We start from the raw sequence: 21433 nt of genomic DNA on the forward strand, positions 1-21433 counted from the left end.
CACAGGCCTGACCCGCGGCGGGACCGGCGAGGCCGGGGCAACGGTGGTCGTGCGCGATGCCAATGGCAACGCGCTGGGCACCGCGACTGTGGCGGCCAATGGCAGCTTTACCGTCGGGCTGAACCCGGCGGCGACTGCTGGCTCTACCCTGACCGTGATTCAGACCGACGCCGCCGGCAATCCCTCCGACGCCGGCACGGTGGTAGCCCCCGGCAATCTGGCGGAGCCTGCGCCCCTCAACCTGGCCCTCAGCGCCGACGGCCTGACGCTGAGCGGCACCGCCAACGCCGGCAGCACGGTCAGCATCCGTACCGCCTCCGGTGTGCTGCTGGGCACGGCGCTGGTCAATGGCGACGGCACGTTCAGTGCGCAGCTCAATGCCGCGCAACTCAACGGTGAGTCGCTCTCGGCCATCGCCACGTCCAGCGACGGCATCAATTCGCTGTCCACCGGTTACCTGGCGGCGGATGTCACCGCGCCCGGGCAGCTCACCGAGCTGGTGCTCAATACCAACGGCGTCACCCTGACCGGCCACGGCGAAGTGGGCGCAACGGTGACGGTGCTGGGCGCTGGCGGGGTCATCCTCGGCACCGGGCAAGTGGGCGTCGACGGCAACTTCTCGCTGACGCTGAACGCGCCGCAGATTGCCGGTCAATCCCTGAGCGTCAGCCAGACCGACGTCGCGGGTAATGAATCAGTCAGCATCGCGCTGACCGCCCGGGACCTGATTGCCCCGATTGCGCCGCTCGCCCTGGCGGTGACGCCAGACGGCGCGGTGCTGTCGGGCACCGGTGAACCGGGTGCCACGGTCAATGTGTTCAACGCCAGCGGCGCCCTGATCGGTTCCGGCAGCGTGCTCATCGACGGCACCTTCCAGCTCACCCTGACCACCCCGCAAGCCAACGGCGAACTGCTGGCGGTCACCCTGACCGATGCGGCCGGGAATACGTCCCTGCCCGCCGAGCTGACCTCGGTCGACACCACGGCGCCGCTCGCCCTGACCCAGCTGAACATTTCCAGCGATGGCGCGACGCTGACCGGCCGCGGTGAAGCCGGGGCGATTGTCACGGTGACCAACAACCTCGGTGCCCTGCTGGGCACGGCAACAGTGGGCAGCACCGGAGCGTTTACCCTGGTGCTGGTCCCGGCGCTGTCCAATGCCGAAGTGCTGACGCTGGTGCAACGGGATGCCGCCGGCAACGTGTCGCCCCAGGCCAGCCTGACCACGCCGGACTTCACGCCGCCCGAACAGCTCGACAACGTGCGCATCAACGCAGCCGGCGCGGTGATTACCGGTACCGGTGAAGCCGGCGCCACTGTCACCGTCCGTGATGCCAGCGGCACCCTGCTCGGCTCAACGCTGGTGCTGACCGATGGCACGTTCAGCGTCACCCTCTCCACCCCGCAGATCAACAACCAGGTACTGAGCGTTCAGCAGGCCGATCCGCCCGGCAACGTCAGCGTGCCCGCGACGGTGATCGCGCCGGATTTGACCCCCCCGGCGGTCGCCACCAACCTGCAGTTCAATGCCTCCGGCAGTGTGCTCAGCGGCAGCGGCGAAGCGGGCGCGGTGGTGCGCATTACCCTGGCCGATGGCACGCAAGTGGGCACCGGCGCCGTGGGTGTCGATGGCAAATTCCTGATCACCTTGAACCAGCCTCAGAACGACGGTCAGCCCGTATTCGTCGTGCTCACCGACGCGGCCACCAATGCCTCGGCAGCCGGCTCCGTCGCCTCACCTGACCTGACACCGCCCGCAGCGGTCACCAACGTGCAAATCGATAACACGGGCGTGGTGGTCAGCGGTCGCGGTGAAGCAGGCGCCAGCCTGTTGATCACCGATGCCGCCGGCAACATTGTCGGCACAGGCGTGGTCGGCGTGGACGGCAATTTCGCGGTGTCGCTGTCGGTACCGCAAATCAATGGTGAGCTGCTGTCCGTGGTGCAACGTGATGCCGCGGGCAATCCGTCCGCCGGCGCCACGGTAACGGCACCGGACACCACGCCCCCGGCGCTGCCGGTGGTGACCGCGCTGAGTGCCAACGGCCTGACGCTGACCGGCACCGGTGAAGCGGGCGCGACGGTCAAAGTGACCAGCGCGACCGGCGCCAGCCTCGGCAGCGCCACGGTGCTGGCCGACGGGACATTCAGCGTCGCGCTGAGCCCTGCCCAACTGAACGGCGAGAAGCTCAACCTGACCCAGACCGACGCGGCGACCAACGTCTCCGGCACCGTGGTCTACCAGGTTGCCGACGTGACCGATCCGGCTGCGGTGACCAACCTTTCGGTCAGCCAGGACGGGCTGACGCTGAGCGGACGCGGCGAACCCGGTGCTTCGGTGAGCGTTTCGCTGACCGGCGCAAGCGCGGGCACGCCTGCGCTGGGCACGGCCATCGTGCTCGCGGACGGCACGTTCAGCGTTTCGCTGTCGACTGCGCAGCTCAACGGTCAGTCGTTGTCGGTGGTGCAAGTCGACGCAGCGCTGAACGATTCGGCGCCGGTTCCCGTCATCGCGCCGGACATCACGCCACCCGCAGTGCCGGTGTTCACCTCGCTCACCGGCAACGGCACGATCCTGCAAGGCACGGCCGAAGCCAACAGCACGGTGACCGTGCGGTCCGCCGACGGCACGTTGCTGGGCACCACGCAGACCGACGCCGGTGGACGTTACGAGGTCGGGCTGAATCCTGCGCAAACCAACGGGCAAGTCATCTCCATTACGGCAACGGACGCGGCCAACAACGCTTCCGCGCCGCTGGTTTACACCGTGCCGGACACTCAGGCGCCTGATCCTGTCAGCAACCTGACGATCAGTGCCGATTACCTGCTGTTGGCGGGTCGCGGTGAAGCGGGCGCGACAGTGACCGTCAAAGACTCCCTGGGTATCACGCTCGGCATCGGACAGGTGGCTGCCAATGGCACGTTTGTGGTGGGCCTGCCTGCCGGCATCAGTGCCAACGACGTCCTCACGGTCGGTCAGGCGGACGCCAGCGGCAATGCCTCCGGGACCCTCGGCCTTACGGTCCCCGTGACCCCTCCACCGAATGCGCCAACCAATCTGCTGGTCAGCGCCGACGGACTGACGGTCACAGGCAGCGCCGCAACGGGCACCACCATCACGGTGTACAGCGCAACGGGCGTTGTGCTCGGGACGGCGGCTACCAATGCGGGCGGCACTTTCAGCGTCACACTCAATACCGCGCAAACCAACGGCGAAAGCCTGGGCGTGACGGCCAGCACCGGGGCGGGCGGCGCATCCTTGCCGGCTGCAGTGCTGGCGGCCGACTCCACGCCGCCGGCGGCGCTCGCCGACCTTGCAGTCAATGCAACCGGCACCTTGGTGACCGGTCGTGGCGAAGCCGGGGCGACGGTGACCATCACCACTTCCGACGGCGTCACCCTTGGCACTGCGCTGGTCAATGCCGGCGGCACCTTTGGCGTCCTCTTGAGCCCGGCGCAAGCCAACGGTCAGATCCTCAACGCCTATCAGACCGACACCGCGGGCTTGCCGTCGGCCGTCCTGCCGGTCACTGCGCCCGACATCACCGCGCCCAACGCACCGGTGTCGCTGGTTCTCAATGGCGCCGGCACCGTGCTGAGCGGGATTGGCGAAGCCGGCGCGACAGTGACCGTGCGCAGCAGCCTCGGCGTCGTACTCGGGACGGCAACCGTCGCCCTGGACGGCACGTTCAACGCCAACCTCTCGGCGGCCCAACTCAATGGCCAGGTGCTGACGGTGAGTCAGCGTGACGCCGCCGGTAACGTCTCGGTGCTCGCCAATGTCAGTGCCGTCGACACCACACCGCCCGCCGCCCTGACCAACGTCGCGCTGAACGTCGCGGGCCTGCAGGTCAGCGGCAACGGCGAGGCCGGCGCAACCGTGCGCGTGACCAACGCAGCCAACACCGTGCTCGGCACGGCAGTGGTCAATGCGGCGGGCGGGTTTGTCGTCTCGCTCTCCAGCGCGCAGTTGAATGGTCAGGTGCTGAGCGTCCAGCAAGTGGACGCGGCGAGTAACGTCTCGGCCGTCACGACGGTTAATGCCCTCGACCTTCAGGCGCCGAATGCACCGTCCGCTTTGTTGTTGGCCGGCAACGGCCTGACCCTCACCGGCAGCGGTGAAGTCGGCGCGACGGTCAACGTGTTCAACGCCGGCGGTACGCTGCTGGGGACCACCACGGTAGGCCTTGGCGGGACGTTCAATGTCACCCTGAATGCCGCTCAACTGGACGGCCAGGCGCTGACGGTGCGTCAGGTCGACGTGGCCGGCAACGTGTCGGCTGCCGGCAGCCTTCTGGCACCGGACATCACGGCGCCGGGCGCACCTACAGCGGTGACCGTGAATGCCAGCGGTTCGGTGGTGACCGGGACCGGTGTCGCCGGTTCGACGGTGACCGTGCGCAATGCGCTGGGGGCTGTCCTCGGCACCACAACAGTGGCCGCCAACGGCAGCTTCACGGTGGCACTGAATGCCGCGCAGATCGATAACCAGGTGCTGAGCATCACTCAGGCGGATGCCGCCGGGAATGTGTCGGTGGCCGCCAGCGCTATCGCACCTGACCTGACGCCGCCTGCGGCACCGGGTGCGCTGCTGGTCAGTGTCGATGGCCTGACGGTCAGCGGCACCGGGGAAGTCGGTTCGACGGTGCAGATCAAATCCACCGGCGGCGCGGTGCTCGGGACGGGCACCGTCGGGGCCACGGGGCTGTTCAGCGTCACCCTCGCCCCTGCGCAGATCAATGGGGAAACCCTGCTGGTCAGCCTCACCGACATCAAGGGCAACCTCTCGGTGGTGGCCAACGTCACCGCGCCGGACATCGATGTCAATACCCCGGTCATCGCCAGTGACAACCTCGCCACGGCGTCGGTCACGCTGGTACCGGTGAAGACCACGCAGAATTTTGCGGACTCTTTCACCACGCTGCTGGCCGGGTTCTCCAAGGCGTTTGTGTTCACGGTCAACAGCGGCACCAGCCTTGATCCGACCCTGACGCTGACCACCGGCAGTGCGGTGTCCTTGCTCGACGGCGTGGTCTACACGCTGCAAGTGAAGAACGCCAGCGGCAATTGGGTCACGCTGGACGTCAACGGCAACGGCGGTCTGATCGACCTCGTGGCCCTGACCGGCCAGGGCGTGCGGGTGAACATCGGTGATTTGCTGGGTGGCGATTACCGGCTGGTCGTGTCGAGCACCGGCATCGGCGTGGTGACCAACGTCACCACCCAGCTGCAGCTGGACGTGACCAGCCTGACCCAGTTCAACGGGGTGGCCGGTGCCGCCGTGACCGGCAACGTCATCACCAACCCGGGGGTTGACGGGCAGGCGGACGTGACCGGCCCGGACAACGGCGCGGTGTTGCAGGTGCTGAAAAACGGCAGCTACGTCACGGCCAGCGCGGGCACCACGGTGCAAGGCCTGTACGGCACGTTGACCATCGACGCCAGCGGCAACTACAGCTACAGGCCCGACGGGGCCGCGACCAGCGTCGGCAAAGTGGACGTCTTCAGCTATCAGCTGGTGCACCCGAACGGCCTCAGCGACACGGCCAATCTGTACGTGCGCATCGACAGCCCGCAGGCCACCGAGGTGTGGAGCGACAGCAGCCTGGCCAGCCCGGCCTTGCTGGTCGACGCCACCAACGACATCGCGGTCAGCGACATCACCCTGGTCAACAAGGAGGTCATCACCAACTCGACGCTGGGCAGCTTCAGCGTACCAGTGCTCGGCGGTGGCAACGGGTCGTGGAACACCAGTGTGGCGGCCGGCACCATCAGCGATCTGACGGTAGTGGTCAGCTCGAGCAACGTGGCCAGCCTGCTGGGTTCGCTGACCGTCGGCCTGTACAAGCTCAATACTGCGACCGGCCAATATGTACTGGTCAAGAGCTACGGCGGCGGTGCCCTGGCGAGCCTGGGCGGCAACAGCTACGGCATCCGCTTCGACGACCAGACGGCCGGCAGCTATCAGGTGAAAATCAGCTCCGGCGGCATCGGTGTGCTGACCACCGTCAACGCCAGCCTGATCAACGACGCCATCTACACCAATCAGTTCGTGGTCAGCAGCTACACGCCCGTGGCGGGCAATCTGCTCACCGACACCGCCGGCGGCGGCGCTGATGTGCTGGGCTCGGCGTACACCGTGCTCAATGTGCTGGCGGCCGGCAATTACGTGACGCCGGGCTACAACGGCACCACGATTGTCGGCACCTACGGCTCGTTGCTGGTGCAGGCCGACGGGCGCTACACCTACACGCTGACGCCGGGGCAGACCGATGCGGTCATCGGCCATGAGGACGTGTTCACTTACCAGCTCAAGCACCCCAACGGCACCACCGACACGGCGACGCTGACCATTGATCTGGAACAGGCCGGTGCCGTGGTCACTACCTCGTTCGCCGCGCTGTCCACCGTAGCGAACGTCGATGATCACAGCGCGCTGACGGCCGTCGCCACCACCGGTGCCGAGCTGATTCAAGGCACGGCGGGCAACGACACGCTGGACGGGTCCCATGGCGGCGCGGTCACCCTGCAAGGCGGCGCCGGCAACGACACGCTGATCATCGCCGACCAGCATTTCGCCTCGGTCGATGGCGGCACGGGCACCGACACCCTGCTCTGGGCCGGGGGCGATGCGACCATCAACCTGGGCGATCTGCAGAGCCGGATCCACAACATCGAGGTGCTGGACCTGAACCACAGCAGTGCCGTCGCGCTGACCATCAGCCTGGCGGACCTGGTCTCCATTACTTCGGCCGACAACAACACGTTGATCATCAAGGGGGGCAGTGAGGACACCGTACACATGACCAACACCTGGGTCGCCGGCGGTGCGCAACAGGCCGATGGCGTCGATTACACCCAGTACACGCCGCAGGAAGATACAACCCATCATCTGTGGGTGCAGAACGGTATTCACGTCGTTTGATCAGCCCGCCGTCTGGCGCTGCCAGCGGCGGGGTTCAACCGGCCGATTGATTGGGTCGGCCGGTTGATTCACTAAAAGGGAAGCTCTGTATTCGTACAGTAAGGAAGCCATGTGGAGCGCGTTCGCAAGCAGAAATGGCCGGCGGTCGTTCTGACCCTCGGCCTGTGTCACCCGATGTTTTCCGTTGCGCTGGCGGAGGATCAGATCGATCCCGGCCTGCGCAGCATCAGCCCTTCGCGCCTGCAGGCAACGCCTGCGGATCAGCGCCGCAAGGGCAATGGCCCTGAGGGCAGCGACAAAAGCAGTGCCAAAGGCAATGCCAAGGGGAATACAAATGACCGTTCTGGCCCCGACGCAGTCATGGTCAAGGAAGACAGCCAGACCCTGGGCCTCGAACAGGCGGTCAGGCTCGCCGTTGACTGGCACCCCAGCATCAGCGAAGCGATCGGCACCCTGTATCAACAGGCCGAGGGCATCAACGTGGCCGAAGCCGGTTACTACCCGCAGATCTCCGGCGGGATAAAAGGCGGTTACACCAGCGGCTACGGCAGCGATGACGGCAGCCAGTCGGTGAGCATCTCCCTCAAACAGATGCTTTACGACTTCGGCAAGGTGTCGAACTCGGTCGAAGCGGCCCGGGCCAAGGTGGCACGCAGTCAGGCAAGCATTCTGCTGACCATCGATCAGGTCAGCCGCGACACCGCGTTCGCCTACATCGAGGTCCAGCGCTACCAGCACCTGGTGGACATCGCCCGGGAGCAGATCCGCGGCATCGGCGACATCGTCGAACTGGCCAGACAGCGCAGCGACATGGGCGCGAGCACTCGCTCCGATGTGGTTCAGGCGCAGTCCCGTGCCGAGGGCGGCATGGCCACGCTGCAGGAGTACAAAGCGCTGTACGCGCGCTGGCAGTCGACGCTGACCAACCTTCTCGGTCGGCAGACCCCGCCCCAGGTCAGCGACACCTTCACGCCCTCGATGACCGACGCCTGCACCGCGCCCGTGAGCACAGACGCCCTCCCCGCCGTGCTGCAAGCCGTGGCCCAGCGCACCCAGGCCCAGGCCGAACTGGCCCAGGCCAAAGCCGAAGCCTATCCGACACTGTCGTTGCAGCCGTCGATTAACCAGTATCTGGACGACCACTACGACGACCAGAACTCGAGGATCAATCGCACCCAGGCCGGGATCTTTCTCAACCTGGAAGTGCCGGTTTATCAGGGTGGCGCCATCAGCGCCCGCAGCCGCGCCGCCAATTATGCGCTGACCGCTGCCGATTCCGCCGAAGACGCCGCCCGCTTGCAGGCGCGGCAAGGGCTGGGCGAAGCGCAGGCACAGACATCCGGCCTGACGCGCCGCCTCAGCTCGCTGGAATCGCGGCAGACCAGCATCACCGAAGCCCGCGAGTTGTATGGCCGGCAGTACCTGGAACTGGGCACCCGGCCGCTGCTCGATCTGCTCAACGCCGAGCAGGAAATCCACCAGTCGCGCTTCGACCTGGCCAACACCCAGGCCGACCTGCGTCGCCTGCAAATCGATTGCCTGTACAACAGCGGTGCGCTGCGTCGCGCGTTCGGCATCGATCACAGCACCATCCAGCACGTGGAGATCCTGCCATGACCGAGACCATCGTTATCCCCGAAGCCCCTGCGGCAGGCCCCGATCGTCCGGATTATTCGCCGTGGCTGGAAGCCATCCTCACCGTCGCCCGGCATTACCGCCTCGACGTTTCACCGGAAAGCATTCGCCTGGCATCCACCAACAGCGAGGGCCGTGTCGAAGAAGTGGTTCGCTACATGGCGCGCCAGGCGGGCTTGAGCGTCAAGTTCGCCCGCTATGACCGCAAGAGCCTGTCGCGCTGGCGCACGCCGCTGCTGGTGCAACTGCGCGACGGCCAGGTCGGGGTGATCGAAAGCGTCAGCGAGCAAGGCGAACTGGGCATCGCCTACAGCGGCGATCAGGGCCTGCAAAGCCGCATCGATCCAGCCGTGCTTGCCGAGCAGGCGCTGCGCACGGTGATCCTGCGGCCCATCCAACCCCTGAGCGACGTGCGCACCGACGACTACATCAAGCCTTACGACGAGCACTGGTTCCGGCGCATCGTCCTCAGTGACCTGCGCCCCTACCGGCAAGTGATGCTGGCGTCGCTGGTCGCCAACCTGCTGGGCATGGCCGGCGTGCTGTTTTCCATGCAGGTCTACGACCGGGTGATTCCGGCCGAGTCGCTGCCGACGCTGTACGTGTTGTTTGGCGGCGTGATGCTGGCGCTGGTGTTCGACTTCGTCATGCGCATCATGCGTCTGCGCATCACCGACGTACTGGGCAAGCGCGCCGACCTGCGGGTGTCGGACCTGGTCTTCGGCCACGCCCTGCGCCTGCGCAATTCGGCGCGGCCGAAATCCACCGGCTCATTCATTTCGCAGCTGCGCGAGCTGGAGCAGATCCGCGACCTGATCACCTCCAGCACCGCCACGGCGCTGGCGGACATGCCGTTCTTCTTCCTGTTCTTGCTGGTGTTCTATCTGATTGGCGGGGCGCTGGTGCTGATTCCTCTGGTCGCGCTGGTGGCGATGGTGCTGCCCGGCGTCCTTGCCCAACGCAAACTGGCGCGGCTGGCCAATGCCTCGATGCGCGAAGCCGCACTGCGCAACGCCATGCTGGTGGAAGCCGTACAGGGCATGGACGACATCAAGGCGCTGCAGGCCGAGCAACGTTTCCAGCAGCAGTGGAATCACTACAACGCCGCGTCTGCCGACAGCAGCCTGAAATTGCGTTCGCTGACCAACAGCCTGGTGGCCTGGACCCAGAATGTGCAGGGCGCGGTGTTTGCCGTGGTCATCGTGTTCGGTGCGCCCATGGTGATTGGCGGCGACCTCACCACCGGCAGCCTGGTCGCCGCCTCGATGCTGGCCTCGCGAATGATGGCGCCAATGGCGCAACTGACCCACGTGCTGACCCGCTGGCAACAGGCGAAAGTCGCGCTGCAGGGGCTCAACCGGCTGATGCAGATGCCGGTCGATCACCCCGAAGGCAGCCAGCGCGTGCATGTGCCGTCCATTCGCGGCGATTACGTGTTGCGTCAGGCCGGCTTCAAATACACCGAAGAGGCCTCGCCTGCCCTGAGCGGCATCAATTTGAACATCCGTCCGGGTGAACGCGTCGCCATTCTCGGGCGCAACGGCGCTGGCAAGTCGACGCTGCTGCAAGCGCTGGCGGGTTCAATGGACTTGTCCAGCGGCGAAACCACCGTGGACGGCATCTCCCTCGCTCACCTGGACCCGGCCGACCTGCGCCGGGACGTCGGCCTGATGTCGCAGCAGGCGCGGCTGTTTCACGGCACCCTGCGCGACAACCTCACCCTCGGCGCGGGCCAGGCCAGCGATCAGGAGATCATCGCCGCCCTGTCGGTGACCGGCGCGCTGGAGTTTGTCCGCCAGATGCCCAAGGGCATGGACCACCTGATTCTCGAAGGGGGTCTGGGCCTGTCCGGCGGTCAGCGCCAGAGCCTGCTGCTGTCACGCTTGCTGATTCGCCAGCCCCAGGTGCTGCTGCTGGACGAACCCACGGCGTCACTGGATGACATCACCGAACGCCAGTTGCTGGAAAAACTCTCGACCTGGTGTCAGGGCCGCACGCTGATCGTCGCCACCCACCGGGTCAGCCTGCTGCAACTGGTGGAACGGATCATCGTGCTGGACAACGGCCGCATCGTCATCGATGACCATCGCGACGCCGCCCTCACCCGACTCAGGCAGCCGCAAGGAGCGCAGGCATGAACGCACTGACCACGGAGCAAACTCCACGGCTCGCCGACCAGATCACCTACCTCGACGGCAAGGACGAGCGCAGCATCACCGGAAGCGTGCGGGTGATCTGGACCTGCGCGCTGATGCTGGCGTGCTTTATCGCCTGGGCGGCCTGGTTTCAGGTGGTGGAAGTGTCCACCGGCACCGGCAAGGTGGTGCCCAGTTCCAGGGAGCAGCTGATTCAGTCCATGGAGGGCGGGATTATCAAGGAGCTGAATGTCAGCGAAGGCACGCTGGTGGAGCGCGGTCAGGTGCTCGCGCAACTGGATGCGGTAAAGAGTGAATCGAACGTGGGTGAAAGCGAGGCGAAATACCGGGCGGCGCTGGCCAGCGTCAATCGGCTGCAGGCGGAAGTCAGCGAGAAACCGCTGACCTTCGATGCGTCGCTGGACAAGTACCCGGAGCTGCGCCGCGCGGAGACGGACTTGTTCAACGCCCGGCGCAGGGGCCTGAGCGAAACTCTGACCGGCATCGAAAGCTCGCTGAAGCTGGTGCGCAGCGAACTGGACATCACCGAGAACCTGGCGAAGATCGGCGCGTCGAGCCGGGTCGAAGTGCTGCGCCTGAACCGCCAGCGCTCCGAGCTTGAGCTCAAGGCGACCGAGGCGCGTTCGGAGTACATGGTCCATGCCCGCGAAGACCTGGCCAAAGCCAATGCCGAGGCGCAGATGCTGTCGGCAGTGATCCGTGGGCGCAGCGATTCGTTGTCACGCCTGACCTTGCGCTCGCCGGTGCGCGGCATCGTCAAGGACATCAAAGTCACCACCATCGGCGGGGTCGTGCCGCCCAATGGGCAGCTGATGCAGATCGTCCCGCTGGATGAGCAACTGCTGATCGAAACCCGCATCTCGCCCCGGGACATCGCTTTCATTCACCCCGAGCAGCAGGCCAAAGTGAAAATCACGGCCTACGACTATTCGATCTACGGCAGCCTCGACGGCAAGGTGGTCACCATCTCGCCGGACACGATTCAGGATGAGGTCAAGCCGGAAATCTTCTATTACCGCGTGTTTATCCGTACGGACTCGGATGTGCTGCGCAACAAGGCGGGCAAGACCTTTGCCATCGTCCCCGGGATGATCGCCACCGTGGACATCCGCACGGGTGAAAAAACCGTGCTGGACTACCTGATCAAACCCCTCAACCGCGCCCGTGAAGCCCTGCGCGAGCGTTGATCAGTTGACCGCGAGATGAACCGGCGCTGGCGTGGCAGGCTTGAGCTGCGCCATGTAACGGGTCCACTCGCGGTTGATTTCGTTGTACGGCATGAAGATGCTGATCCGTGGCTGGTTGGCCAGGTCTGGACGCTTGATCTTGGCCAGGTCGCTGGAGGTCAGCAACGCCACGGTGATCCCCACCACCTTGCCATCTGCGGCGAATACCGGACCGCCCGACATGCCCTTGGCCACCGGGCCATCATGGGTGCCGTACATCACGTTGCCTTCTTTTGCGTCCAGGCGAACCATCGCCGGCAGCGCATGGCCTGTGCCTTTCACCGACATGTAAGCGGAGTTGTAGCCCACGGAGGTGAGCTCTTCACCCGGCTGGTATGAACGCCACATCGGAACGGAATCGGCCTTGTGCTTGAAGAACTGCACGTCGCCCTGCCCCTGAAACACCGCGCCCGAGATGTAAGGGATGTGTTTGACGGTCACCGCATAATCTTCATTCCACTGGATCGCGGTGCCCATCAACAGATAGGGCAACGGCGCACCGGAGTGGACGACGAAGGCTTGGTCAAAGACAGGATCCTGGGTAAAAGCGGTGGGCATTCCGTTGCACCCGCTGATCAGCACTGAGGCTGCAACAAGTGACTTGAAGGGGCGCATCTGGTTTTCCGTGTGTGAGGATGGATGACGGGAGCGAATATGTCATTGCGCCAGCACTCTGGCAATAGAGTGTAACTACCACCCGACTAGTGGTAATGCACTCAGGTTATTGGATCCAACCTATTTGGATCATGCAACGACCTGCGTCGTACTCAATACCATTCATTTGCGGATAATTCGGTAAATCCAGGCCAGTTAATGAATTATTTACCCTCTGCGCCTATCAGATGCAGATCGGTCTGCCACTACTACGACAGCACACATTTTCCACGGAGTGCATGGACTGCCGTTGGTCGGGATGCCGATCGCCGCAATGTCACACCTCTACCTGCCGGGACTTTTATGAGATCACGCAAGAAAACCGTCAACCCGATCGGGTTGCAAGACATCACTATTGTCGACGATGCCAAGATGCGGAAGGCCATCACCGCCGCCGCCCTGGGCAACGCAATGGAATGGTTCGACTTCGGCGTCTACGGCTTCGTGGCCTACGCACTGGGCAAGATTTTCTTCCCCGGCGCCGACCCCAGTGTGCAGATGATCGCGGCCCTCGCGACCTTTTCCGTGCCCTTCCTGATTCGCCCCATCGGCGGCGTGTTCTTCGGCGCCATCGGCGACAAATACGGGCGACAGAAAGTCCTCGCCGCGACCATCGTCATCATGTCCCTCAGCACCTTCGCCATCGGGCTGATCCCCTCGTATGAAACGATTGGCATCTGGGCGCCGATCCTGCTGCTGTTGGCGAAGATGGCCCAGGGTTTCTCGGTCGGGGGCGAATACACCGGCGCTTCGATCTTCGTGGCTGAATACGCGCCGGACCGCAAACGCGGGTTCCTGGGCAGCTGGCTGGATTTCGGCTCGATCGCCGGTTTCGTACTCGGTGCCGGCGTCGTGGTGCTGATCTCTTCCGTCGTCGGCGAGGAGAAATTTCTCGAATGGGGCTGGCGCCTGCCGTTCTTCCTCGCCCTGCCCCTGGGCATGATCGGCCTCTACCTGCGTAACGCCCTGGAAGAAACCCCGGCATTCCAGCAGCACGTGGAAAAACTCGAACAGGGTGACCGCGAAGGCCTGGCCCACGGCCCGAAAGTATCGTTCAAGGAGGTCGCCACCAAGCACTGGCGCAGCCTGCTGACCTGCATCGGCGTGGTCGCGGCGACCAACGTCACGTATTACATGCTGCTGACGTACATGCCGAGTTACCTCTCGCACAACCTGCATTACAGCGAGAACCGCGGCGTACTGATCATCGTCGCGATCATGGTCGGCATGCTGTTCGTGCAGCCGCTGATTGGTTTCCTCAGCGACAAGATCGGCCGTCGTCCTTTCATCATCGCCGGCAGCATCGCCCTGCTGGTGCTGTCGATTCCGGCGTTCAAACTGATCAACAGCGGCCAGCTCGGCTTGATCTTCGCCGGCTTGCTGATGATCGCGGTGATCCTCAACTTCTTCATCGGGGTGATGGCCTCGACACTCCCGGCGATGTTTCCCACCCACATCCGTTACAGCGCGCTGGCCAGTGCCTTTAACGTGTCGGTGTTGATCGCCGGCCTGACCCCGACCGTGGTCGCCTGGCTGGTTGAAACCACCCAGGACCTGTACATGCCGGCGTACTACCTGATGGTCGTCGCGGTGGTGGGCCTGATCACCGGCCTGACCATGAAGGAAACCGCGAACAAGCCTTTGCGTGGCGCAGCGCCGGCGGCATCGGACCTCAACGAAGCCCGTGAACTGCTGCAGGAGCACCACGACAATATCGAACAGAAGATCGAAGACATCGACACGCAGATTGCCGAGTTGCAAGCCAAACGCGAGAGCCTGGTTCAGCAGCACCCTCGTATAGATTGACAGCAACTTATCCAAACAGATGGCCGCGACGGTATCCCCTGCCGTTCGCGGCCATTCCGGCAAATTTGTCGGAACCGCTGCGTCCCTCTCCCGGTCAGGTCTTGCATGAGCATTCACCCGCTTCTGTGCAGGTACTGACAGGCGGACAGAGAACTGAAAGGCAGCCTCCCCCCCATGACCGACATCCTTGATCACTTGCCCCCCGTGCTACGACCGCAAAGCGAAATGATCCTGGCCGACATACGCGCCTCTGGCTCGACCATCGATGTGGTCAAGAGCGGCGCTCAGGCCAATGGCTTCGTGCTCGGTTTGCGTTGCTGCGGGGGAATCGACGCGCAGCAGGCCGAGCAGCTTTCCGAGTTCTACGACGCCGTCGTGGAGTCGCGGTTGAAACGGCTGACACTCGGTTTGTCCTGAGCAGCTTTATGCGGCTTGCCTGAGCGCCTGGCGCGTCCCTTTTATTTTTAGCCATTGTCAGCGGATGACATGTTTACCAACGGAGCCACACCATGCGATCCAATACTTCCTTTCTTTTCGACCTCGACGGCACCCTGACCGACAGCGTTTATCAGAACGTCACGGCGTGGAAAGAAGCCCTCGATTCGGAAAACATTCCTCTGGCGATGTGGCGGATCCACCGCAAGATCGGCATGAGCGGCGGTTTGATGCTGAAGATGCTGTCCCGGGAAACCGGGATGGAAATCACCGAGGCGCAGGCCGAGCGGTTGAGTAAACGGCACGCCGAGGCGTATGAGAGAACTCAGGATCAGATCATTGCTTTGCCTGGCGCTGTTGATTTGCTGAAGACGCTGGACGATGAGGGCTTCCCCTGGTGCATCGCGACCAGTGGGGAGATGTCGACGGCGGAGATCAATTTGAAGGCGTTGGGGCTGGACCCGAAGAAGATCAATCTGATCACGCGCGATGATGTGAAGAATGGCAAGCCGGACCCGGATTTGTTTGTGACGGCTGCGAAGAAGATCGACGCGAAGATTGAGGATTGTCTGGTGATCGGCGATGCGATCTGGGACATGCTGGCGGCGCGGCGGTGCAAGGCGACGGGGATTGGGTTGCTGTCGGGTGGCTACGATGTGAGTGAGCTGGAGCGGGCCGGGGCGTTGCGGGTGTATGAGGATCCGCTGGCGCTGCTCAACCATCTCGATGAGATCGCTACGCGCGAATAGGTTTACAGCGTTTTTTTCAGATCAAGATCAAGGGCGTCTGCCTGGGGGCAGACATTTCGCCTTCGGCGAGTTACTTGGAAAAGCACCCCAAGTAACCAAGGGTGCCTGCTCTCGGTTGGGCCCTTCCTTCGTCAGGGTTCCCTCACTCCGGTCTCGCTCCGTGGGCCCGCGCCGAACGGGCATCCATGCCCTGACGGCGCTCTCGCCGCATCCATGCGGCTCGGCCCACTCCGCGAGACCTGCGTTCAGCCTGCACCCAAGTCGCGATTGGCGGTGACTGAACCTTTTGTGTATGAAGATCAAAAGCAGAGCTAACGCGTTCTTGGTAGGACTGGCTTTAGCCGGGAAGACGCAGGCCGGATCACCCCAAATTTTACTGAATGCACACGCTGCTCTTAGTGGGACCGGCTTTAGCCGGGAAGAGGCCAGTTCATGCGCCATCAATCTTGGCCGTTGAAACCGGCTCCAGACTCGACGCGCAGATCATTCCCACGCTCCGCGTGGGAATGCATCCTCCGACGCTCCGCGTCACGCCAATCGGCTAACCACCCTGCCTTCACTCACCCGCGTTATAAACCGGATAGTCGATATAACCCTCTTCCGTCCCGCCATACAACGTGGCCGGGTTGACGGGGTTGAGGGGCCAGCCGTTGGCGATGCGGGCCGGCAGGTCGGGGTTGGCGATGAAGGGGCGGCCGAAGGCGATGAGGTCGGCCAGGCCGGCGTCGATCAGGCGGTTGCCGCGTTCGGCGGTGTAGCGGCCGGCGTAGATGATGCGGCCGGTGAAGGCTTCGCGGATGGCTTTGCGGAAGGTGTCCGGCAGTTCGGGGGCGTTGTCCCAGTCGGCTTCGGCGATGGAGACGTAGGCGACGCCTGCATTTTCCAGGACCTTGATGGCTTCGACGTAGGTGTGGTGCGGGTCGCTTTCCACCAGGCCGATGTAGACGCGTTCTTCGTCGGTGCTGGCGAACAGCGGCGAGAAGCGCACGCCCAGACGGTCCCCGCCTACCGCTTCGGCGACGGCAGTGACGATCTCGCGCAGGAAGCGCAGGCGGTTTTCCAGCGAGCCGCCGTATTCGTCATCGCGGTGGTTGGCGTGCTCGGAGATGAACTGGTTGACCAGGTAACCGTTTGCCGCGTGAATTTCCACGCCATCAAAACCTGCTTCGATCGCATTCTTAGCCGCCTGGGCATACAGCTGGACCAGCTCGCGGATTTCCTCGACGGTCAGCGCACGAGGCGTCGGCGGTACGACCAGCTGCCCTGCGCCCGGCGCCGTTTCGATGAACGCTTTGGCGTTGGCCGCCGGAATCGCCGAGGGGGCAACCGGCGCTTCGCCGTTAGGCTGCAAGGCGTGATGGGACACACGGCCGACGTGCCAGAGCTGGGCGAAAATCACGCCCTCTTCTGCGTGCACCGCATCGGTCACTTTGCGCCAGCCTTTGACCTGCTCGGCGCTGTAGATGCCCGGGGTCCATGCGTAGCCTTGGCCGCGCGGCTCAATCTGAGTGCCTTCGGTGATCATGAAACCGGCGGACGCCCGTTGCTGGTAGTAGCGTGCCATCAGGTCCGAAGCGATATCGCCCGGCTGCAGGCTTCTCTGCCGGGTCAACGGCGGGAAGGCAATGCGGTTTTTCAGCACGTGCCGTCCGAGGTTGACGTGGGTGAGCAAGGGTTGAGTGGACATGGGCGATACTCCGTTCAAGTCGTTGAAAGTGTTGGCTAGATCGTACTGCGTAGACCAGTCGTCTAGTGGATGGCCGGGAGTCTAAGCCGCATGTGCAGACCCGGCAATGTCAGATCCGCAATGATTCCGGACATCGGCCGCAGACAACGCCACTTACAGAATCTTGCGCTTTTGAGCTCATCTACCCAGACGACCCGTTGCAGTCGGTCGTCCCGCGCTTATGATTCCGCGCATCGAACGTTGGTCGACCCTCGGCAATGCCAGTGGGCTCATTGGTCAACACCCCACATCCTGAACAGGCACTCCATGAACATCATCCGCAGCAAGGACTTCACCGGTGACCGCCCATGGGCCGCGTTGGACATCGCCAACATGAACGGCATCACCACGCGACTGCACTGGACGGACCAGCCCTACAAATGGCACGTGAATGATGGTCAGGAGGTGTTTGTGGTGCTGGACGGGCAAGTGGAGATGCGCTTCAAGCAGGACGGCGTCGAGCAAAGAACCGTGCTGCACATCGGCGATATTTTCTACGCCTCCATTGGCACGGCCCACGTTGCCCACCCGTTGGGTGAAGCGCGGATTCTGGTGATCGAAAGCGAAGGCAGCGTCTGAGCCAGGCCGCCTGATCACTGCAAAATCGAGGGTGCTCTTACCGGCCCCTTCCCGGCTGAAGCCGGTCCCACTAAACACCGCATTCATCCAGCGGGACTGGAGCCGGTCCCACTAAAACACCGCGCGCATTCAGTGGCCCCGCATACCCTAGTGGGACCGGCTTTAGCCGGGAAGGCGTCGGATATCACACCGCTAAACCCAGGGTGTTCGAAATGGCCGCTTCCCGGCTACCAGCCCCAAGATCGATCAGTCAAGGCTTCCACGCCCCGCCTTCAACGATCACCGCCGACGGATCGGTGTCCGCCGCCAGTTGATCGCGCACGTACTGGTTGTACAGCGTGAGCAGGTATTTCTGCTGACCGAGGCTGGCCAGTTCGGTGTTCACCCAATCGCGCAGTTCAGTGTTGCCCTTCTTCACCGCCGGAGCGATCGGCGCCTCTTCACCGAGTTTCTGTGCGAGCACGCGGTAGCCGGGGTTCTGCTTGGCCCAGCTGAACAGCACCAGGTTGTCTTGGGCATAGGCATCGCCTCGGCCGTTGGCCAGCGCTTGCAGCGACTCGGAATTCTTCTCGAACTTGAGCAGCTTCCAGTCCGGGTGGTTCTTGGTCAGCCAGATATCCGCCGTGGTGCCGGTGGTGACGATGACGGTTTTGCTGGCCAGATCGTCCAGCGTCTTCACCGGGCTGCTGTCCGGCACCAGGGCCTGCACGGCGACGCGCAGGTTGGGGTGGGTGAAGTCGACCACTTGCGCCCGTTCCGGCGTCACGGTCATGTTGGCGAGGATCAGGTCAACCTTGTCGCTCTGCAGAAACGGAATGCGGCTGGCGGGCTCGACCACCACGAACTCGATCTTCTTCTCGTCGCCGAGCAGATCCTTGGCGAAACGCCGACCCAGATCGGTGTCGAAGCCGACGTAGTCGCCCTGTTCGTTAACGAACCCGAACGGCGGTTTGTCGCTGAAAACGCCGACAATCAACGTGTCGCGCGCCTTGATTTTTTCCAATGACCCTGCAGCAGAGTCGGCGGCATGGGCGGCAGCGGTGCCAACCAGCAATCCGAGGGCGAGCAGTGGCAGTACGAGGGCAGATTTAAGGGTCACGATGCTTTCCTTTTTGGCATGTTTTCTACGTATGAGAATTTCTCCAGGAACTGCTGCGCGCGTGCGGTCTGCGGGGCGCTGAAGAAGGATTCAGGGTCGCTCTGTTCGGCGATACGGCCGCCGTCCATGAACAGGATTCGATCGGCCACCGCGCGGGCAAAGGCCATTTCGTGGGTGACGATCAACAGGGTCATGCCGCTGCGGGCCAGGTCGAGGATGACTTCCAGCACCTCCTTGACCATCTCCGGATCAAGCGCCGCGGTGACTTCGTCGAACAGCATGACCCTGGGGTTCATGCACAGCGCGCGGACGATGGCGATGCGTTGCTGCTGACCACCGGAAAGCTCGCGCGGATAGGCGTCGCGTTTGTCCAGCAGGCCCACGCGGGTCAGCAGCGTCTCGGCCTGTCGCTGCGCGTCGACGCGTGTGCGCTTCTGCACGCTCAGTGGTCCGAGCACAATGTTCTCCAGCACGGTCATGTGCGGGAACAGGTGGTAGCTCTGAAATACCATGCCGATCTGTTGCCGCACCTGGCGCCAATCGGTGTTGGCCGGCAGGTCCTGACCGGCAAAGCGGTACTGCCCGGCATGGCCGAGCTCGAGACCGTTGAGGCAACGCAGCAAGGTGCTTTTGCCGCAGCCGCTGGGGCCGAGAATCACCACCACCTCGCCTTCGCGAATGCTCAGGTCAACGTCTTGCAACACCGGCACCGAACCGAATTTTTTGCTGAAGCGGGTCAGTTCTATCAATGGGCTCATGAATGATTCCAACGCCGCTCGAGCACCCGCGAAGCGGCCGAGAGCGGATAACAGGCAAGAAAGAAAAACACGAACAGGAAGCCGTAGATCAGCACCGACTCATAGGTCCGCTCGATGATTTGCTGGCCGATCTTGATCACGTCGACGACGCCGATCAGCACCGCCAGGGAGCTGGTTTTGATCAGCCGGGTGAAGACATTGATCAGCGGCGGCGTCATACGCCGCAACGCCTGGGGCAGCAGCACGCGGCCGTAGAGTTGCAGCTGGCCGAGGCCAATCGCGAGCCCCGCTTCCCGTTGCCCTTTCGGAATCGAGCGCAGCGCCCCGCGCACCACTTCGCCGGTTTCACTGGCGCCCCACAGCGACAGCACCAGCACCGCGCACCAGAAACCGGGGATGCTCCAGCCGAGAAAAATCGGCAAACCGAAAAAGAACAGGTACAGCCAGACCAGCACCGGGACCGCCCGGAACAGCTCCAGGTAGATCAGCAGCACCCCGTCGACCCAGCGCACGCCGAGGTTGCGCAGCACGCCATAGGTCAGCCCGCCGACGCTGCTGAAGATGATCGCCAACAGCGAAATACCCAGCGTGCGACCGATGCCCTGGGCCAGTTGCGGCGCCGAAATCCACAGCAATTCAAGACCCGAACTGGCCATGCTGGAGCCTCCTTTCAATCAGGCGCAGCAGCAGCGACAGCGGCACGAACAGCAGCACGCACAGGCCGGTCATGACCGCGAGCATTTCGTAGGTTTTGTAGTACAGCGCGATGTAGCTTTTGGTGGTGTAGAGAATTTCCGGTACCGCCACCGCCGAGACCACGGTGGTTTCCTTGAGCAGAAAGATGAAGTTGGCGAACAGCGCCGGCAGGCTGAGGATCCCGGCCTGGGGCAGGATGACGTGGCGCAGCAACTGCCAGCGCGACAGGCCGATGGACAGCCCCGATTCGATCTGCGATTTGGGCACCGCGTCGATGCCCGCGCGCAGGATCTCGGTCAAGTACGCGCCGCCCATGAAGGTCATGGCAATGACCGCCGAGGCAAACCCGGAGAGGCGGATGCCCAGCGTGGGCAGCGCGAAGTAGATGAAAAACAGCTGGATCAGCAACGGCGTGTTGCGCGCCAGCTCCACATAGACGCGCACCAGCGGACGCAGGATCGGCACGCCGAACGCGGTGATCGCGGCATTGATCAGCGCCACGCACAGCGAGGTACCGATGGCGATGAAGCCCACTTGCAACGTGACCCCGACGGCGCTGACGAACGCGGGCAGCGTGGACACGGCAAATTCAACATCGAACGCCATATCAACCCTGGCCCTGGTTGGTGAGGTTGTCGCCATCGACGGGTGGATCGATACCGGCCGGTCCCGGGGCTGAAAGGTTGTGAGGGATCGTTGATGGGGCGGTAGACACATTAACTCCTGCCAATGACGGGTAAAACGCGACGCCATGGGTGGGTCGACGCGGGTTTGTTTCTGGGTCATTGCAGGCTTTATGCCACGCCGGAAGGTCCCGGGATTCAGCGCGATCGAGGGTCGTTAAGGGGCGTAACTGTTTGTTTTCCATGGCAAGTGGTGGAGTGCTGTTGCTGGGACAACAGTGTCAGCGGCTTCGATGATTGGAGGTCCGAAGCACAGGCTGGCACCGCGCTTACCCAAGGCATTGCCATGGCAGGCTTTTTTGTCGA

General features: G+C 63.5%; 14 protein-coding genes. 8 read left to right on the forward strand and 6 right to left on the reverse strand.

Going from position 1 to position 21433, the window contains the following annotated elements; all coding sequences use genetic code 11:
- Nucleotides 1–7 precede the first annotated feature (7 nt).
- From QMX88_RS22055 to QMX88_RS22070, 4 genes are all read left to right on the forward strand, one after another.
- Nucleotides 8–6925: a BapA/Bap/LapF family large adhesin gene (locus QMX88_RS22055; protein WP_282372374.1), complete on the forward strand. Its 6918-nt coding sequence runs from the start codon at nt 8–10 to the stop codon at nt 6923–6925.
- Between the two features lie 174 nt (nt 6926–7099).
- Complete coding sequence (locus QMX88_RS22060; RefSeq protein WP_336620243.1) at nt 7100–8542, forward strand: TolC family outer membrane protein; 1443 nt, start codon at nt 7100–7102, stop codon at nt 8540–8542.
- Entirely contained in the window at nt 8539–10698 is a 2160-nt protein-coding gene (locus QMX88_RS22065; RefSeq protein WP_282372358.1) for a type I secretion system permease/ATPase, read from the forward strand. Before QMX88_RS22060 ends, QMX88_RS22065 begins: the two co-directional genes overlap by 4 nt.
- On the forward strand, nt 10695–11903 hold the full coding sequence (locus tag QMX88_RS22070; protein ID WP_192172236.1) for an HlyD family efflux transporter periplasmic adaptor subunit: 1209 nt from the start codon (nt 10695–10697) through the stop codon (nt 11901–11903). The genes QMX88_RS22065 and QMX88_RS22070 overlap by 4 nt, the downstream gene beginning before the upstream one ends.
- On the opposite strand, the gene QMX88_RS22075 is transcribed toward QMX88_RS22070, so the two are convergent.
- Nucleotides 11904–12500 (reverse strand): trypsin-like peptidase domain-containing protein, encoded by a 597-nt coding sequence (locus QMX88_RS22075; RefSeq protein WP_192172237.1) that lies wholly within the window; start codon nt 12498–12500, stop codon nt 11904–11906. It abuts the gene before it with no gap.
- A 399-nt stretch (nt 12501–12899) separates the two neighbouring features.
- Here QMX88_RS22075 and proP point away from each other — a divergent pair, with 399 nt between their 5' ends.
- The 3 genes from proP to QMX88_RS22090 all read left to right on the forward strand — a co-directional run bounded on the left by proP (nt 12900) and on the right by QMX88_RS22090 (nt 15586).
- Complete coding sequence (gene proP / locus QMX88_RS22080; RefSeq protein WP_192172238.1) at nt 12900–14402, forward strand: glycine betaine/L-proline transporter ProP; 1503 nt, start codon at nt 12900–12902, stop codon at nt 14400–14402.
- 174 nt (nt 14403–14576) lie between these two features.
- Nucleotides 14577–14819, forward strand: a complete 243-nt coding sequence (locus tag QMX88_RS22085) for a hypothetical protein (RefSeq protein WP_282372359.1) — start codon at nt 14577–14579, stop codon at nt 14817–14819.
- Between the two features lie 92 nt (nt 14820–14911).
- Nucleotides 14912–15586, forward strand: a complete 675-nt coding sequence (locus QMX88_RS22090) for an HAD family hydrolase (protein WP_282372360.1) — start codon at nt 14912–14914, stop codon at nt 15584–15586.
- 556 nt (nt 15587–16142) lie between these two features.
- Here QMX88_RS22090 and QMX88_RS22095 read toward each other — a convergent pair.
- Entirely contained in the window at nt 16143–17273 is a 1131-nt protein-coding gene (locus QMX88_RS22095) for an alkene reductase (protein ID WP_282372362.1), read from the reverse strand.
- Between the two features lie 306 nt (nt 17274–17579).
- Between QMX88_RS22095 and QMX88_RS22100 the strand changes: the two genes are divergently transcribed.
- A complete protein-coding gene (locus QMX88_RS22100; RefSeq protein WP_282372364.1) occupies nt 17580–17891 on the forward strand; it encodes a cupin domain-containing protein in 312 nt (103 codons plus the stop codon).
- 250 nt (nt 17892–18141) lie between these two features.
- Here the strand turns inward: QMX88_RS22100 and QMX88_RS22105 are convergent, their stop codons facing one another.
- The 4 genes from QMX88_RS22105 to QMX88_RS22120 are packed head-to-tail and all read right to left on the reverse strand — an operon-like array spanning nt 18142 to nt 21050.
- The gene (locus QMX88_RS22105) at nt 18142–18993 is read right to left on the reverse strand and encodes a transporter substrate-binding domain-containing protein (RefSeq protein ID WP_282372375.1); all 852 of its coding nucleotides are present in this window, start codon (nt 18991–18993) and stop codon (nt 18142–18144) included.
- Nucleotides 18987–19748, reverse strand: a complete 762-nt coding sequence (locus tag QMX88_RS22110) for an amino acid ABC transporter ATP-binding protein (protein ID WP_282372365.1) — start codon at nt 19746–19748, stop codon at nt 18987–18989. The genes QMX88_RS22105 and QMX88_RS22110 overlap by 7 nt, the downstream gene beginning before the upstream one ends.
- The gene (locus QMX88_RS22115; RefSeq protein WP_282372366.1) at nt 19745–20404 is read right to left on the reverse strand and encodes an amino acid ABC transporter permease; all 660 of its coding nucleotides are present in this window, start codon (nt 20402–20404) and stop codon (nt 19745–19747) included. Before QMX88_RS22115 ends, QMX88_RS22110 begins: the two co-directional genes overlap by 4 nt.
- Nucleotides 20385–21050, reverse strand: a complete 666-nt coding sequence (locus QMX88_RS22120; protein WP_282372367.1) for an amino acid ABC transporter permease — start codon at nt 21048–21050, stop codon at nt 20385–20387. The genes QMX88_RS22115 and QMX88_RS22120 overlap by 20 nt, the downstream gene beginning before the upstream one ends.
- Nucleotides 21051–21433: the final 383 nt, after the last annotated feature.

The sequence above is a fragment of the Pseudomonas sp. PS02290 genome (assembly GCF_029960075.1).
GTDB lineage: Bacteria > Pseudomonadota > Gammaproteobacteria > Pseudomonadales > Pseudomonadaceae > Aquipseudomonas.